This window comes from Kitasatospora sp. CM 4170 (assembly GCF_032110285.1).
Lineage (GTDB): Bacteria > Actinomycetota > Actinomycetes > Streptomycetales > Streptomycetaceae > Kitasatospora > Kitasatospora aburaviensis.
Map to the genome: position 1 here is coordinate 2,173,553 of NZ_CP134877.1, position 16,441 is coordinate 2,189,993.

Here is a 16,441-nt window from a genome sequence, read left to right on the forward strand (position 1 = left end):
GACGGATCGCCAACGATCCATCAAAAAGTTCGAACCATGGTTCGCACTCAGACGGTGGCCGGGTCCAGCGTCACCGGGCGCTGGAACGCGCGGTCGCAGTAGACCAGCGGGGCATCGCCGCCCACCGCGGCCGCCTCGACCCGGCCGATCAGGATGGAGTGGTCGCCGCCGTCGAGGACCTGGTGCATGGAGCAGGCCACCCGGACCGCCGCCTCCGGGATGCCGGGCAGCCCCAGCTCCAGCGGCAGGGTGTCGCCGGCCTCGAAGCGGTCCACGCCGGAGCGCGCGAACCGCAGGGCGATCCCGGACTGCTCCTGGGCGAGGACGTTGACCATGAAGGAGTCGGCGGTCACGAACGCCCGGTGCGTGCTGGCGGACTTGCCCAGGCAGACCAGCACCAGCGGCGGCGTCATCGACAGGGAGCTGAACGAGCTGGCGGTGAACCCCCAGCGGCGGCCGGCCCGGTCGACCGTGGTGGCCACCGCCACCGGGCCGGGCACCCGCGCCATCGTCCGGGTGAACTCCTCGGGTGCAAGGGACATCTGTGCCTCCGGTCTCGAAAGGGGGCGGCGGTGGGCGGGTCCCACCGCCGCCGAACGGCGTACCGGCCGGGCCGGTCAGCCTGGGGCTACCACTCGCCCTCCAACAGCTCGATCTCCGCCTGCTCCAGGCCCGCGAGCGGCAGGTCGGACGCGGTGTGGCCGCCCGCGCCCGGGCCCGCCGCATGGGCGACCAGCGCCTCCAGGGCCCGCAGCCAGCCCGCGCCCAGCTCCCGCACGTCGGGCTCCGGGAGCGCGTCGGGCGCGAAGGTCAGCGTGGCGCGCAGCTCCGGTCCGCCCGCCCGGTCGACCGCGACGACGTCGAGCTCCAGGTCGTGGGCCGGGTCGGGCGCGGCCGCACCGAGGTCCAGGTCCAGCGCCTCGGGCGCCACGTCCCAGGAGCCCGCGGGGTCGGAGCCCAGCGCGATCCGGCCCAGGTAGTTGAAGCCGATCCGCGGGACCGCCGGGCCGACCGGCTCCGCGCCGGGCCGGCTGCCGAGGTGGCGCAGCAGGCCGTAGCCGATGCCGGTGCCGGGCACCGCGCGCAGCTGCTCCTTGACCCGCTTGACCACGCGCCCCACAGCGGGGCCGCCGGACCACACCTCGGCCCACAGGAGCGGCCCGAGGTCGAGCCGCACCGGGTGGAGGCTGGTGAACCACCCCACCGTGCGGGAGAGGTCGGCGCCGCCGACGCCCTCGTCGCGTCCGTGGCCCTCGACCGCCACCAGCAGCGAGGTCGCCGAGCCGCCCAGCCGCCGGCGCCGGTCGACGACCGCCAGCCCGAGCGCGGTCAGCAGGACGTCCTCCACCCCGCAGTGGAACTCCGCGGGCAGACGGGTCAGCAGTGCCTCGGCGGTGCCGACCGGCACGGTCAGCGCGACCCGTCCGGCCGGGGCCGCGGCGGCGCCGGCGCGGTCCGGTGCCGTGCCCAGCGGGGCGTCCGGGGTGCTCAGCACCTCGGCCCAGAAGCCGAGTTCGGCCTGCCGGTGGTCGGTGGCGGCCTCGGCCGCCAGCAGCTCGCTCCACCGCCGCACCGAGGTGCCCACGGCCGGCAGCGCCGCGTCCCGGCCGTCGGCGGCCGCGGCCCAGAGCTCGGCGAGGTCCTGTGCCAGGATCCGCCAGGAGACGCCGTCGACCACCAGGTGGTGGGCGACCAGCAGCAGCCGACCGGGGCGGTCGGGGCCGGCGTCGAACCAGACCGCGCGCAGCATCTCCCCGTCCCGCGGCGCCAACCGGGCGACCGCGCCGGCGAGGTGGTCCGCCACCAGCGGTGCGGGCTCGGCCGCGGCGGCGGTGTCGACCCGGTCGAGCCGGTCCGCCGCGTCCACCGTCCCGGCCGGCGGCACGCTCAGCCGCCACCCGCCGTGCTCGTCCTCGATCAGCCGTGCGCGGAGCACGTCGTGCCGCTCGTGCACCGCCTGCAGCAGCGCGGTGAGCGTCGGCAGGTCCAGGCCGGCGGGGGTGCGGAGCAGCATCGGCTGGCTGTAGCCGTCGATCCCGCCGCCCCGCTCGCGCAGCCGGTGCATGATCGGCGTCGGCGCGAACTCGCCCACCGCGACGTCGGGTTCGGCCGCCGCGGCGCCATCGATCAGCGTCGCGGTCCCGGCCAGACCGGCCACCGTCCGGTGCTCGAAGACGTCCTTGACCGCGACCGCCACGCCCGCCGCGCGGGCCCGGGCGACCAACTGGATCGAGACGATGCTGTCCCCGCCCAGCTCGAAGAAGCTGTCGTCGATGCCCACCGACGGCAGGCCGAGCACCTCGGCGAAGGCCGTGCAGAGCACCTCCTCGACCGGGGTCCGCGGGGCCCGCGACCCCTCGGCGGCGCTGAACCCGGGGGCGGGCAGCGCCTTCCGGTCGAGCTTGCCGTTCGGGGTGAGCGGCAGCGCGCTCAGCGGAACGAAGGCGGCCGGCACCATGTACTCGGGCAACGACGCCAGCAGGTGTGCCCGCAGCTCCTCCGGCCCGGGGGCCGGCCGGCCGGCACGCGGCACCAGGTAGGCGACCAGGCGTACGGCGCCCTGCTCGGTGCGGCGGTCGACCACCACGGCCTGGCCCACGTCCCCGTGCGCGGCGAGCACCGCCTCGATCTCGCCGAGCTCGATCCGGAAGCCGCGGACCTTCACCTGGTGGTCCACCCGGCCGGAGAACTCCAGCCGGCCGTCGGCCGACCAGCGGACCACGTCGCCGGTGCGGTACATCCGGTCGCCGGCCGGGCCGAACGGGCACGCCACGAAGCGCTCCGCGGTGAGCGCCGGCCTGCGGTGGTAGCCCCGCACGACGCCGGCACCCGCGAGGTAGAGCTCGCCGGAGACCCCGGGCGGCACCGGGCGCAGGCCCTCGTCGAGGACGTACACCCGGGTGTTGGCGATCGGGCCGCCGATCGACGGCGCCCCCGCCCCGTCCGCCGCGCCGAGCTCGGCGGCGGTCGACCAGATCGTGGTCTCGGTCGGCCCGTACAGGTTGGTCACCGGGCCGGCCAGCTCGCGCAGGCGGGCGGCCAGGGCCGCCGGCAGCGCCTCGCCGCCGACCAGGACCCGCAGCCCGCGCAGGCCCTCCGGCACCGCGGTCACCATGGCCTGCCAGAGCGACGGCGTCGCCTGGACGATCCCGGCGCCGGTGGAGGCGGCGGTGCGCAGCAGCGCGGCCGGGTCGCGGACGGTGTCGCGGTCGGCGATCACCACACCCGCGCCGCCGAGCAGCGGCAGGTACAGCTCCAGGGCGGCGATGTCGAAGGACACCGTGGTGACCGACAGCAGGCGGTCGCCGGCGCCGAGGGCGAAGCGGTCCGCCATGTCGGCCAGGAAGTTGGTCAGCCCGCCGTGCGGGACGACCACGCCCTTCGGCCGGCCGGTCGAGCCGGAGGTGTAGATGACGTACGCGGGGTGGTCCGGGGAGACCGCCACCCGGGGCGCGGGAGCGTCGGGGGCGGCCCGGTCGCCGTCCAGGGCCAGCAGCGGCACGTCCGTCCCGGTGAACAGGCCCGCCGTCGCGGCGGTGACCAGCGCCAGCGCCGGCCGGGCGTCATCGACGATGTAGCCGATCCGGTCCCGCGGGTGGTCCGGGTCGAGCGGCAGGTACGCCGCTCCGCTCTTCAGGACCGCCAGCAGGGCGACCAGGAGCTCGGCCGAGCGCGGCAGCGCGACGGCCACCAACCGCTCCGGCCCCGCGCCGCGGGCGGCCAGCAGTGCAGCCAACCGGTCGGCCCGGGCGTCGAGTTCGGCGTAGCTCAGCTCGACGCCCGCGGAGACCACGGCGGTCGCCTGCGGGGTGCGCGCGGCCTGTTCGGCGAAGAGCTCGTGCACCCGCCGGTCCGGCACCGGCCGGGCGGTGTCGTTCCATTCGGCCAGGACGCGTCCGCGCTCGGCCGGGGACAGCACCTCCAGCGCGCCGATCCGCAGCTCCGGGTCGTCGGCCACCGCCTCCAGCACCCGGACCAGCCGGCTCACCAGCACCTCGACGGTGCCGTCGTCGAAGAGGTCGGTGCTGTACTCGACCACCCCGAAGAGCGCGCCCGGCTCGCCGGGGCCGTCCGGGCGCTCGCCGAAGGCGAAGCTCAGGTCGACCTTGGCGACGCCGGTGTCCACCAGCTCGGGCCGGAGGGCGAGGCCGCCCAGGGCGGTCCCGGTGGCCGGCATGTTCTGGACCATCAGCATGACCTGGAACAGCGGGTGGCGGGCCAGCGAGCGCTCCGGGTCGACCGCGTCGACGATGCGCTCGAACGGCACGTCCTGGTGCGCGTAGGCGTCCAGGGTGGTCCGCCGCACCCGGTGCAGCAGTTCCGCGAAGGTCGGGTCGCCCGAGGTGTCGGTGCGCAGCACCAGGGTGTTGAGGAAGAGGCCGACCAGGTCCTCCAGGTCCGCGTCGGCGCGCCCGGCGATCGGGCTGCCGATCGGGATGTCCTCACCCGCGCCGAGCCGGGTCAGCAGCACGGCCAGGGCGGACTGCAGCACCATGAACAGGGTGACCCCGCGCGAGCGGGCCAGCGCGGCCAGCCGCCGGTGCAGTTCGGGGCTCAGCGAGCACTCCGCGGTGCGCCCGCGGTAGCTCGCCGCGGCCGGCCGGGGGCGGTCGGTGGGCAGCGACAGCTCGTCGGGCAGGCCGGCCAGGGCGTCCCGCCAGTAGGCGAGCTGGCGGGCGATGCCGCTCTCCGGGTCGGACTCGTCGCCCAGGTGCGCGCGCTGCCAGAGCGTGTAGTCCGCGTACTGGACCGGCAGCGGCGCCCAGTCGGGCGCGGCGCCGGCGCGGCGCGCCGTGTAGGCGGCCGACAGGTCGCGCACCAGCGGCGCCTCGGACCAGCCGTCGGTGGCGATGTGGTGCACCACCAGGGCGAGGACGTGCTCGGTCCCGCCGAGCGCGAACAGGGTGGCCCGCAGCGGGAGCCGCCCGCCCAGGTCGAAGCCCTGGGTCGCGACGGCCCGCAGCCGGTCGGGCAGGTCCTCCTCGGTGGTGTCCACGACGGCCAGCGGCAGCCGTGCCCCGGCGGCGTCCAGCACCTGCTGCCGCGGCGTGCCGCCGGTCTCGGGGAAGACCGTGCGCAGGCTCTCGTGGCGCCCGATCAGGTCCCCGAGCGCGAGTTCCAGCGCGGCCCGGTCGAGCTCGCCGGAGAGCCGCAGCACCACCGGCACGTTGTAGGTCGCGCTCAGCCCCTCCAGCCGGTTGAGGAACCAGAGGCGGCGCTGGGCGTAGGAGAGCGGGAGGGGGTCGGGCCGTTCCTGGACGGCGAGCGGCTGCCGGGCGGCCGCCGCGCCGTCCAGGGCGCGGGCGAGCGCGGCCACCGTGGGCGCCTCGAACAGGGTGCGGACGGAGAGTTCGACGGAGAGCGCGGTGCGGATCCGGTTGACCAGCCGGGCGGCCATCAGCGAGTGCCCGCCGAGGTCGAAGAAGCCGTCGTCCACCCCGACCCCGGGCACGCCCAGCACTTCGGCGAAGAGCCCGGCGAGCACCTCCTCGCGCGGGGTGCGGGGCGCCCGGGCCGCGGTGGCCGCGCCGCGCTCCGGCGCCGGCAGGGCCTTCTGGTCGAGCTTGCCGTTGGCGGTCAGCGGCAGGGCGTCCAGCAGGACCACGGTGCTCGGCACCATGTACTCGGGCAGGCTCCGCCGCAGGGCGGCGCGGACGTCCGCCGGGTCCGGCGCGGCGCCGGGCTCGGGCACGGCGTAGCCGACGAGCCGCTGGTCGCCCGGGGTGTCCTCGCGGACCAGGGCCGCGCCCCGGGCGACGCCGGGCAGCGCGCCGAGGGCCGCCGCGATCTCGCCGAGCTCGACGCGGAAGCCGCGCACCTGGACCTGGTCGTCGACCCGGCCGAGGTAGACCAGATGGCCGTCGGCCTGCCGGCGCACCACGTCGCCGGTGCGGTACATCCGGCTCCCGGCGGGGCCGAACGGGTCGGCGACGAACCGCTCGGCGGTCAGGCCCGGCCGCTGCCAGTACCCGCGGGCCAGGCCGGCGCCGGCCAGGTAGAGCTCGCCCGGGACGCCCGGGGGGACCGGCCGCAGCGCGCCGTCGAGCACATGGGCGCGGGTGCCGCGGACCGGCCGGCCGATCACCGGCCGGTCGGCGGCGGCGAGCGGTGCGGAGAGCGCGTCGACGGTGAACTCGGTGGGGCCGTAGAAGTTGTGGCTCGCGGTGGCCGGCGATCCGGCCAACCGCTCCCAGAGGTCCCGGCCGAGCGCCTCACCGCCGAGCATCAGCACCGCCGGGGCGGTGTCGGTGCGGTCGAGCAGGCCGGCCTCGACCAGCTCGGCCGCGTACGAGGGGGTGATGTCGAGGAAGTCGACGCGGTGCTCGGCCAGGTAGGCCACCAGGGCCTGCGGGTCGCGGCGCACGTCGTCGTCGACGATGTGCACCTCGTGGCCGGCCAGCGCCCAGAGCAGTCCCTCGACGGAGGTGTCGAAGGAGAGCGAGGCCGTCACTCCGGCGCGGAACCGGCGGCCGCCGGCCGCCGCGACCGCGGGCTCGAACAGGTCGCGCCGGTGCGCCGTGAAGAGGTTCACCAGGCTGCGGTGCTCGACGGTGACGCCCTTGGGCAGGCCGGTCGAACCGGAGGTGTAGATGGCGTAGGCGAGGTTGTCCGGGCGCACCGCGCCGTTCAGCTCGCCGGGCTCCGGGGTGTGCCCGGGCAGGGCCGCGAGCGTGGCCCCGGTGGCCGGGTCGTCCAGGAGCAGCAGGGCGGTCCCCTCCGGCAGCGGCGGCAGCGCGGCGGCCAGCCGGCGGGTCGTCAGCACGGCCGCCGGGCGGGTGTCCTCGACGACGAACCGGATCCGCTCGGCGGGCAGGCCGGGGTCGATCGGCAGGTAGGCGCCGCCGGCCGCGGTGACCGCGAGCGGGGCGACCGCCATGTCGAGGCTGCGCGGCAGCAGCAGGGCGGCGAAGCGCTCCGGGCCGACGCCGTGGCCGGCCAGCAGCCGGGCCAGCCGGTTCACCCGGGCGGCCAGCTCGGCGTAGCCGAGCCGTTCGGTGGCGGTGCTGACCGCGACGGCGTCGGGCGTCCGCTCGGCCCAGTGGGCGAGCTGATCGGCCAGGGTGGTCGGGCCCTCGATCGCCTCGGCGCCCTGCCACGGGCCGGCCAGACCGGCCCGCTCCTCGTCGGCCAGCAGGTCCGCCGCGGAGACCGGCAGCGCCGGGTTGGCCGCCACCGCCTCCAGGAGCCGGACGAACCGGGCGGCCAGCGCCTCGGCGCCGGTGCGGTCGTAGAGGTCGGTGTTGAAGGACAGCGTGCCGGTGATCCCGGCCGGGGCGCCGCCGGCGTCGAAGGTCTCGCCGAGCGAGAAGTCCAGGTCGAACTTGGCGGCGCGGGCGTTGGCCGGGTGGAGCCTGGTCTGCAGCCCGGGGAAGCGCAGCGTCAGCTCGGGCATGTTCTCGAAGGTGAGCATGGTCTGGAAGAGCGGGTGCCGGGCCAGCGACCGGTGCGGACTGAGGGCCTCCACCAGCAGGTCGAAGGGCACCTCCTGGTTGGCGAAGGCGGCCAGGTCGGCCTCGCGCACCCGGTCGAGCAGCTGGCGGAAGGTCGGGTCCCCGGACACGTCGTTGCGCAGCACCAGCGTGTTGACGAAGAACCCGATGCTCTCCATCAGGGCCTCGTCGTTGCGCCCGGCGACGGCGGTGCCGAGCGGGATGTCGGTGCCCCCGCCGAGCCGGGACAGCAGCGCGGCGAGCCCGGCCTGGACCACCATGAACAGGCTGGCGCCACTGGTACGGGCGACACCGGCGAGCGCCGCGTGCAGCTCGGGGCCGAGGGCCAGCGGGACGATGTCGCCGCGGTTGCTCAGCACCGCCGGCCGCGGCCGGTCGGTGGGCAGGTCGAGCTGCTCGGGCAGGCCGGCCAGGGCCTGCCGCCAGTGGTCGAGCTGGTGGCCGAGCCGGCTCTCCGGGTCGGTCTCGCTCCCGAGCGACCGCGCCTGCCACAGGGTGTAGTCGGCGTACTGGACGGTCGGCGGCTCCCGGTCGGGCGCGCCGCCGGCCCTCCGCTCGGCGTAGGCCGCGGCGAGGTCGGAGACCAGCGGGGTCATCGACCAGCCGTCGGAGACGATGTGGTGCACCAGGACCAGGAAGACGTGCTCGGTCGGGCTGATCACCAGCAGGTCGGCCCGGATCGGCAGGTCGCGGGCGAGGTCGAAGCCCTGCCGGGCGGCCCGGGTCAGCGCCTCGTCCAGCTCCTCCTCGGCGATCTCGGTGACCCCGATCGCGGCCCGGGCCTCGGCGGCGGGCACCACGTGCTGGCGGGGCACGCCGTCCTCGGCGGGGAAGACCGTGCGCAGGCTCTCGTGCCGGGCGATGACGTCGTGCAGGGCCGCGTACAGGGCCTCGCGGTCGAGCTGCCCGGTGAAGCGCAGCGAGACGCCGAGGTTGTAGGTGGGGCTCGGGCCCTCCATCTGGTTGAGGAACCAGAGGCCGCGCTGCGGGAGGGCCAGCGGCACCGTGGCGGGCCGCTCCACCGGCGCGAGCGGCGTCCGGGTCGCCCCGGCGGCGCCGGCGATCAGCCCGGCGAGCTCGGCGACGGTGGAGGCGTTGAACAGGTCGCGGACCGCCACCTCGACGCCGAGGACGGCCTGGATGCGCAGCACCAGGCGGGTGGCGAGCAGCGAGTGCCCACCGAGGTCGAAGAAGCCGTCGTCGATCGAGACCGAGGAGGTCTCCAGGATCTCGGCGAACAGGCCGCAGAGCACCTGCTCCTCGGGGGTGCGCGGGGCACGGCCGCCGGAGCCCCCGCCCGGCGTCCCGGGCTCGGGCAGCGCCCTGCGGTCGAGCTTGCCGTTCGGGGTGAGCGGCAGCGCCTCCAGGGCCACCACGGCGGCGGGCACCATGTAGTCGGGCAGCGTCCGGGCGAGGCCGGCCTGCAGGGCGTCGAGGTCGAGCTGGTGCCCGGCCGCGGGCACGGCGTAGGCGACCAGCCGCTTGTCGCCGGGCCGGTCCTCGCGGACCACCACGGCCGCCGAGCCGACGCCCGGGTGGCGGGCGACGGCCGCCTCCACCTCGGCCGGCTCGATCCGGAAGCCGCGGATCTTCACCTGGTCGTCGGCCCGGCCGGCGAACTCCAGCCGGCCGTCGCCGTTCCAGCGGGCGAGGTCGCCCACCCGGTACATCCGGCTGCCCGCGGGGCCGAAGGGGTCGGCGAGGAAGCGCTCGGCGGTGAGCCCCGGCGCCCGCCAGTAGCCGCGCGCCAGGCCCTCGCCGGCGAGGTACAGCTCGCCGACCACGCCCGGCGGGACGCGGCGCAGGCCGGCGTCCAGCACGTAGGCGCGCATGTTGTCCAGCGGACGCCCGATCGGCACCGCGTCGGGCACGGCGCCCGGGTCGGTGACGCGGTGGTGGGTCGCGAAGGAGGTGGTCTCGGTGGGGCCGTAGGTGTCCTTGAAGACCAGGCCGGGGAAGCGCTCCAGCAGTTCGCGCACGGCGGTGCCCGGGACGACGTCGCCGCCGGCCAGCAGCTCGCGCACGCCGGTGAGGCAGTCGAGGTCGTTCTCGGCGACCACGCGGAACAGCCCGGCGGTCAGGTGCAGGCCGGTGATGCCGTGCTCGGCGACGGCGCGCCGCAGGGTGGCGACGTCCATGTCGTGCGCCGGGGCGACGACCACCGTGCCGCCGCTCAGCAGCGGGACCCAGATCTCGTAGTTGGCGGCGTCGAAGGCGTGCGGCGCGTGCCAGAGCACCCGGCGGTGCGCGTCGGCGGCGAAGCAGCCGTCGAGCGCGAAGGCCAGCAGGTCGCGGTGGGTGACGGCGACGCCCTTGGGCCGGCCGGTGGAGCCGGAGGTGAACATCACGTACGCGAGCTGCTCGGGGTGGCCCGCGACGGCGGGCGCGGTCGCCGGGAAGGCGTCCAGGCCCTCGTCGGCCAGGAGCTCCACCGCGCCGTGGGTGAACTCCCGGTCGGGCTGGGCCCGGTCGAGCAGCAGCACCGAGGCCTCGGTCTGCTCGACGACCAGCTGCCAGCGGGTCTGCGGGGCACGGGCGTCGAGCGGCACGTAGCTGCCGCCCGCCTTGAGCACGGCGAGCAGCGAGACGACGAGGTCCACCGAACGCTGCTGCAGGACGGCCACCCGGGACTCCGGGCCGACGCCGGCGGCGAGCAGCCGGTGCGCCAGCCGGTTGGCCCGCTCGTCCAGCTCGCGGTAGGAGACCTCGGTGCCGTCGGCGGCCACCAGGGCGGTCGCCGCCGGGGTCTCGGCTGCCCGGGCGGCGAAGAGCCCGCCGACGGTGCCGGTGAGCGCGGGGACGTCGCGGACGGCGCCCGCCCAGCCGACGTCCAGCCGCTCGGCCTCGGCCGGCCGGAGGAGGTCGATCCCGGCGATGCTCGCGGTCGGCCGAGCGGTGGCCTGTTCCAGGACCCGGACCAGCCGCCACACCATCAGCCGGACCGTTTCGGCGTCGTACAGGTCGGTGCTGTACAGCACCTGGCCGGCGATGCCGGCGGGGGCTCCGTCCGCGTCGAACCGCTCGCTGAAGTCGAACTGCAGGTCGAACTTGGCGATCGCCAGGTCGCCCGGGGCCACCGAGGCCTCGACGCCGGGCAGGTCGAGCGCGCGGTCGGGGTGGTCCTGCATGCTCAGCAGGATCTGGAACAGCGGGTGCCGGGCCAGCGAACGGTCCGGGTTGAGCACCTCGACCAGCCGCTCGAACGGCACGTCCTGGTGGGCGTAGGCGGCGAGCGAGCTCTGCCGCACCCGCTCGACCAGCTCGGTGAAGGCGGGGCGGCCGGAGGTGTCGGTGCGCAGCACCAGGGTGTTGACGAAGAAGCCGACCAGGTCGTCCAGCGCCTCGTCGGTGCGGCCGGCGATCGGGCTGCCGACCGGGATGTCGTCGCCGGCGCCGAGCGCGGACAGCAGGGTGGCGAGGGCGGCCTGGAGCACCATGAAGACGCTCGCGCCGCCGGAGCGCGCGACGGCGACGACGGCCCGGTGCAGCTCGGCGTCGAGGTCGCAGGCCAGCACCGCGCCGCGGTGTCCCGCCACGGCCGGCCGGGGGCGGTCGGCGGGCAGCTCCAGCTCCTCCGGCAGGCCGGCCAGGGCCTGCTTCCAGTAGGCGAGTTGCTGCTCCAGCGGGCTGCGGTCGTGCGACTCGTCGCCGAGCAGCGCGCGCTGCCAGAGGGTGTAGTCGGCGTACTGGACCGGCAGCGGCGCCCAGTCGGGCGCGGCGCCGCCGTGGCGGGCGGTGTAGGCGGTGGCGAGGTCCCGCACGAGCGGGGCCAGGGACCAGCCGTCGCCGGCGATGTGGTGGACCACCACGGACAGCGCGTACTCGCCCTCGCCGGTACTGAACAGCTCGGCACGCAGCGGGAGTTCGGATTCGAGTGCGAAGGTGTGCGCGGCCGCGGCGGCGAGCGCGGCCGGCAGCCGGCCGGCGTCGGTGCGGGTCACCGTGAGCAGCGGGGGCAGTTCGTCGGCGGTGAGGACGCGCTGGCGCGGGACGCCGGCGGCGGCCGGGAACACCGTGCGCAGGCTCTCGTGGCGCAGCATTACGTCGCGCAGGGCGGCCTGCAGGGCCGCGGTGTCGAGCTCCCCGGTCAGCCGCAGCACGAACGGGATGTTGTAGGTCGGGCTCGGGCCGTCGAGGCGGTCGAGGAACCAGAGCCGCTGCTGGGCGAAGGAGAGCGGCATCGGGTCGGGCCGCGGGCCGGGGACGAGCGCGGTGCGGGCCGCCGCGGCGGTGTCCAGCAGCGTGGCGAGCGCGGCCACGGTGGGCCGCTCGAACACGTCGCGGACGGCCAGCTCGACGCCGAGCACGGCGCGGGCCCGGCCGGCCAGCCGGGTGGCGGACAGCGAGTGCCCGCCGAGGGTGAAGAAGTTGTCGTCCGCACCGACCGACGGGGTGTCCAGGACCTCGGCGAACAGGGCGGCGAGCACCTGCTCGTTGGGGGTCCGGGCGGCGCGCCCGCCGGTGGCCGCGGCCGCCTCGGGCTCCGGCAGGGCCCGCTCGTCGAGCTTGCCGCTGGGCGTCAGCGGCAGCGTCTCCAGGGCGACGAAGACGGCGGGGAGCATGTAGTCCGGCAGGGTCTCGCCGAGCTTCTTGCGCAGCAGCGCCGGGTCGGGGGCGTCGGCGGCGTCCTGCGGCACGACGTAGGCGACCAGCCGCTTCTCGCCCTGCCGGTCGTCGCGGGCCACCACCGCGCAGTTGGCGACACCGGGGCAGGCGGCGAGCGCGGCGGCGATCTCGCCGGTCTCGATCCGGAAGCCGCGGATCTTCACCTGGTGGTCGGCCCGGGTGAGGTACTCCAGCCGGCCCTCCGGGGTCCAGCGTGCGAGGTCGCCGGTGCGGTACATCCGGGTGCCGTCGCCCGCGAACGGGTCGGCGACGAAGCGGGTGGAGGTGAGCCCGGGGCGCCTGAGGTAGCCCTGGGCCACACCGCCTCCGGCCACGTACAGCTCGCCGCCGACGCCCGGCGGCACCGGGCGCAGCGCGCCGTCCAGGAGGTAGGTCCGCAGGTCGGGGATGGCCCGACCGATCAGGCTGCCGGTGCCCGCGGCGGCGAGCTCGCGGTCGAGCGGCAGGTGGCTGACGTGGACGGTGGTCTCGGTGATGCCGTACATGTTGACGAGCAGCGGGGAGCCGTCGGGGTGGCGGTCGTACCAGGCGGCGAGCCGGCCCAGGTCCAGCGCCTCGCCGCCGAAGACGACGTGGCGCAGCGCCAGCCGGTCGCCGGTCTCCGGATCGGCCCGGTCGGCGTGCACCAGCTGGTAGAAGGCCGAGGGCGTCTGGTTGAGGACGGTGACCCGCTCGTCGGCCAGCAGCCGCAGGAAGGCCTCCGGGGAGCGCGAGACGTCGTGCGGGACGACGACCAGCCGGCCGCCGTGCAGCAGCGGCCCCCAGAGCTCCCAGACCGAGAAGTCGAAGGCGTAGGAGTGGAAGAGCGTCCACACGTCGTCGGGGCCGAAGCCGAACCAGTGGTCGGTCGCGGAGAACAGCCGCACCACGTTGCGGTGCGAGACCACGACGCCCTTGGGGCGCCCGGTGGAGCCCGAGGTGTAGATGACGTAGGCGGGTGCGTCCGGGACGAGCGGGCCGAGCCGGTCGGTGTCGGCGAGGTCGGTGCCGGGCCGGGCCCGGAGGTCGGCGGCGGTCTCCGCGTCGCCGAGGGCGATCCGCCGCACGCCCTCCGGCAGCACCACTCCCCCGCCGGTGTGCGTGACGGCCACCGAGAGCTCGACGTCCGCCATCGTGTAGGCGATCCGGTCCGCCGGGTAGGTGGGGTCGATGGGCACGTAGGCGGCGCCGGTCTTCACCACCGCGAGGAGGGCGACGACCAGGTCGACCGAGCGGGGCAGCACCAACCCGACGAACCGCCCCGGGCCGGCGCCGTGCGCGACGAGCAGCCGGGCCAGGGCGTTGGCCCGGGCGTTCAGCTCCCGGTAGGTCAGCGCCTCGGCGCCGAGGGTGACGGCGGTCGCGTCCGGGCAGGCCCGGACGCGCGCCTCGAACAGCTCGGGCAGGGTGGCGGCGCCACCGGGAGCGGCGGAGCCGTTCCACTCCGTCAGCACCTGCCGCAGTTCCCGGTCGGTGGCGGTGTCGAGGCGCCCGACGATCTGCTCCGGGCCGCCCGCGGCGAGGGCGCCGACCAGCGCGACCAGCCGCTCGCAGTGCCGCTCGACGTCCTCGGCGGTGTAGAGGTCGGGGTTGGCGTTGAGTTCGAGGCGCAGGGCGCCGCCGCCGGCGCGGGCGTCGACGACGACGGTGAGGTCGTCGTCCTGGCCGATGGTCAGGTTCCGCACGGTGCCCGGGGCGCCGGCGAAGTCCAGGTTGTACTCGAACATGACGAGGTTGACGCGCGGGCCGACCAGGCGCCGGCCGTCGACGAGCGCACCGGCGTCGCGGCGCATCGCCTCGTACCGGTAGCGCTGGTGGCGGACCACGGCGCGCATCCGCCGGGAGACGTCCCGGAGCAGCTCACCGACGGTGGCCCCGGGGTGGACGGAGAGCCGCAGCGGCACGACGTTCGACACCATGCCGGGCACCCCGCCGGCCGGCCCGGTGGGGCGGGCCGCGACCGGGAGGGCCAGCACCACGTCGGTGCGGCCGGTGGCCCGGTGGACGTAGAGGGCCTGCGCGGCGGCGAACACGGCCGGCCAGGCCAGGCCGGTCTCGCGGGCCAGGGAGCGGACCGACTCGACGGTCCCGGCGCCGAGTTCGGCGACGGCCCGCAGCAGCGGGCGGTCCGGGTAGCCGGCGGGCTGCTCGGCGAGACCGGACACCTCGGTGCGGTCGGCCAGCTGCTCGGCCCAGAAGCGGCGGTCCGCCGCGAAGGCGTCCGAGTCCTGGTAGGCGGCGTCGGCCTCGACGAGGTCACCCAGGCTGCCGGCGGCGGCCGGCGGGCACGGCTGCCCGGCCGCGGCGGCGGAGTAGACGGCGGCCACCCGGCGCGCGACCACGGCGATGCTCAGGCCGTCCAGCACGATGTGGTGGTGCCGCTGGTACCAGACGTGCCGGTGCTCGGCGAGCCGGAACAGTGCGAAGGTGAACAGCGGCCCGGAGCCGAGGTCGACCGGCCGCTCGTGGTCGGCCGCCACCCAGCGCAGCAGCGCGGCCTCCGGGTCGTCCTCGGCGGAGAGGTCGACCACCGGGAAGGTCCAGGCGGGTGCGGGGCCGACCACCTGGTACGGGCCCTCGGCGTCCTCGCCGAAGTGCGCCCGCAGGGCCTCGGTCTCGTCGACCACCTGCCGGACGGCCGCCTCCAACAGCTCCGCGTCGACCGGGCCGTCGATGTCCACTCGCTCCGCCAGGCAGAACACCGGATTCGCCGGATCGTTCTGCGCCGCGTACCAGATCCCCCGCTGCCCTTCGGTCAAGCGGTAACGAACACCCTGCGGGTCAGACATTCACTCACTCCACATTCGATCGATCAACCCGGGTGCCCCGGACAGTGCGGCCCGCGTGAATTCGGTTGGTCGGGGAAGGAAATGCGGCACCGTCGGCCAGGCAGAAATCTCACGTGCCAGCCTTCCGGCCGCGCGACGACACCGACAACGGCACTGCAAGTAATTGAGTACGCCGCACGGAATCCGGCCCGGCGCCTCCCCAGGGGCGGCGCCGGGCCGGTGCGGTGCGGTGCGGCGGGGTCAGGAGCCGGCGGTGGCCAGCCCCGCCTCGTCCGCGGTGAAGCCCACCGGCAGGTAGGACATACCGGTCATCAGATTGGAGTGGATCCGGCGCGGCTCGCCGGTCAGCTCGAAGCCGGTGGTGAAGGTGCGCAGCGCGTCGAGCATCTCCTTCACCTCGACCCGGGCCAGGTAGGCGCCCAGGCAGAAGTGCGGGCCGTAGCCGAAGGTGATGTGCTTGTTCGGGGTGCGCCCGAGGTCCAGCGTGAACGGGTCGTCGAAGACGGCGTCGTCCCGGTTGGCCGAGATGTTCCAGAGCGTGACCACGTCGCCGGCCTTGATCGTCTCGCCGTGCAACTCGATGTCGACCAGGGCGCGGCGGCCGAAGTTCATCGCCGGGGAGGCCCAGCGCAGGATCTCCTCGACGGCCGACTCCAGGGTGACCTCGCCCTGCTTGAGCCGCCGCCACTGCTCCGGCTCGCGGCTGAGGGCGTGGACGGCCTCGATCATGCTGAGCCGGCTGGTCTCGTCGCCGCCCAGGATCAGGCTGTAGCAGTTGAAGACGATGTCCTGGTCGGTGAGCGGCACCCCGTCGATGTCGCTCTGCGTCAGGGTGGTGATGACGTCGTCCTGCGGGTCGGCCCGCCGCTCGGCGACCAGGTCGCTGAAGTAGAGCAGGATCTCGTTGCGGGCCAGGAAGGCCTCCTCGGGGGCCTGGTCGGCCTCGTCGGAGCTGAGCGACGACTTGGTCAGGCCGAGCAGGTAGGGGTGGTCCCGCTGCGGGACTCCGAGCAGCCCGCCCACCGTGGTCATCGGGATCACCGAGGCGACTTCGGCGGCGAAGTCGCCCGAGCCGCGGCGCACGAAGTCGGAGACCAGCGCCCGGGTGTTGGTGCGCACCAGGTCGGTCACGTGGGCCAGTGCCCGCGGCGAGAACGCCCGCAGCATCACGTTGCGCAGGTCCTTGTGGCGCCGGCCGTCGGTCACCGCCAGCATCTGGCCGGCCGCCGAGTCGCCGCCGGCCAGCAGCGTCACCAGGACGTTGCCCTTCTCCGAGGTGAGCCGCCGGTCGTCCCGGTACAGGGCCATGACGTCGGCGTAGCGGCTGACCACCCAGAACTCGGGATACTCACCGTCCCGGCCGTGCCGGTACGCGGGGTGGTCGGCGCGCAGCCGCCGCCAGTACGCGTCCATGTCGTTCTCGAGGTAGGACTTCGGGTCCGCCAGGTTCACCGCCGAGATCCCATCGGGCACCGCGGTCCTGCTTCCGGTCGTCTGCACGGTCATTTCTCCACCATTTCTCGCGCGCCTTCGCGGCGGCCTTCTCACGAGCCTTCTCGCGCCTCCCGGCCGGCCGGTCCGCCGGCCGGCCGGGGT

3 protein-coding genes are annotated in these 16,441 nt (G+C 75.7%); all 3 read right to left on the reverse strand.

The window, feature by feature from the left end:
* Positions 1 to 47: 47 nt before the first annotated feature.
* The 3 genes from RMN57_RS08655 to RMN57_RS08665 all read right to left on the reverse strand — a co-directional run bounded on the left by RMN57_RS08655 (position 48) and on the right by RMN57_RS08665 (position 16,351).
* Entirely contained in the window at positions 48 to 542 is a 495-nt protein-coding gene (locus tag RMN57_RS08655; RefSeq protein ID WP_313762807.1) for a flavin reductase family protein, read from the reverse strand.
* Positions 543 to 628: 86 nt separating this feature from the next.
* On the reverse strand, positions 629 to 14,815 hold the full coding sequence (locus RMN57_RS08660; protein ID WP_313762808.1) for a non-ribosomal peptide synthetase: 14,187 nt from the start codon (positions 14,813 to 14,815) through the stop codon (positions 629 to 631).
* Positions 14,816 to 15,085: 270 nt separating this feature from the next.
* Complete coding sequence (locus RMN57_RS08665; RefSeq protein WP_313762809.1) at positions 15,086 to 16,351, reverse strand: cytochrome P450; 1,266 nt, start codon at positions 16,349 to 16,351, stop codon at positions 15,086 to 15,088.
* Between the last annotated feature and the right edge of the window lie 90 nt (positions 16,352 to 16,441).

Excerpts from the sequence above, each read along its gene's own strand:
- RMN57_RS08665 (WP_313762809.1), bottom strand. The coding sequence starts at position 16,351 with ATGACCGTGCAGACGACCGGAAGCAGGACCGCGGTGCCCGATGGGATC.
- RMN57_RS08655 (WP_313762807.1), bottom strand. The coding sequence starts at position 542 with ATGTCCCTTGCACCCGAGGAGTTCACCCGGACGATGGCGCGGGTGCCC.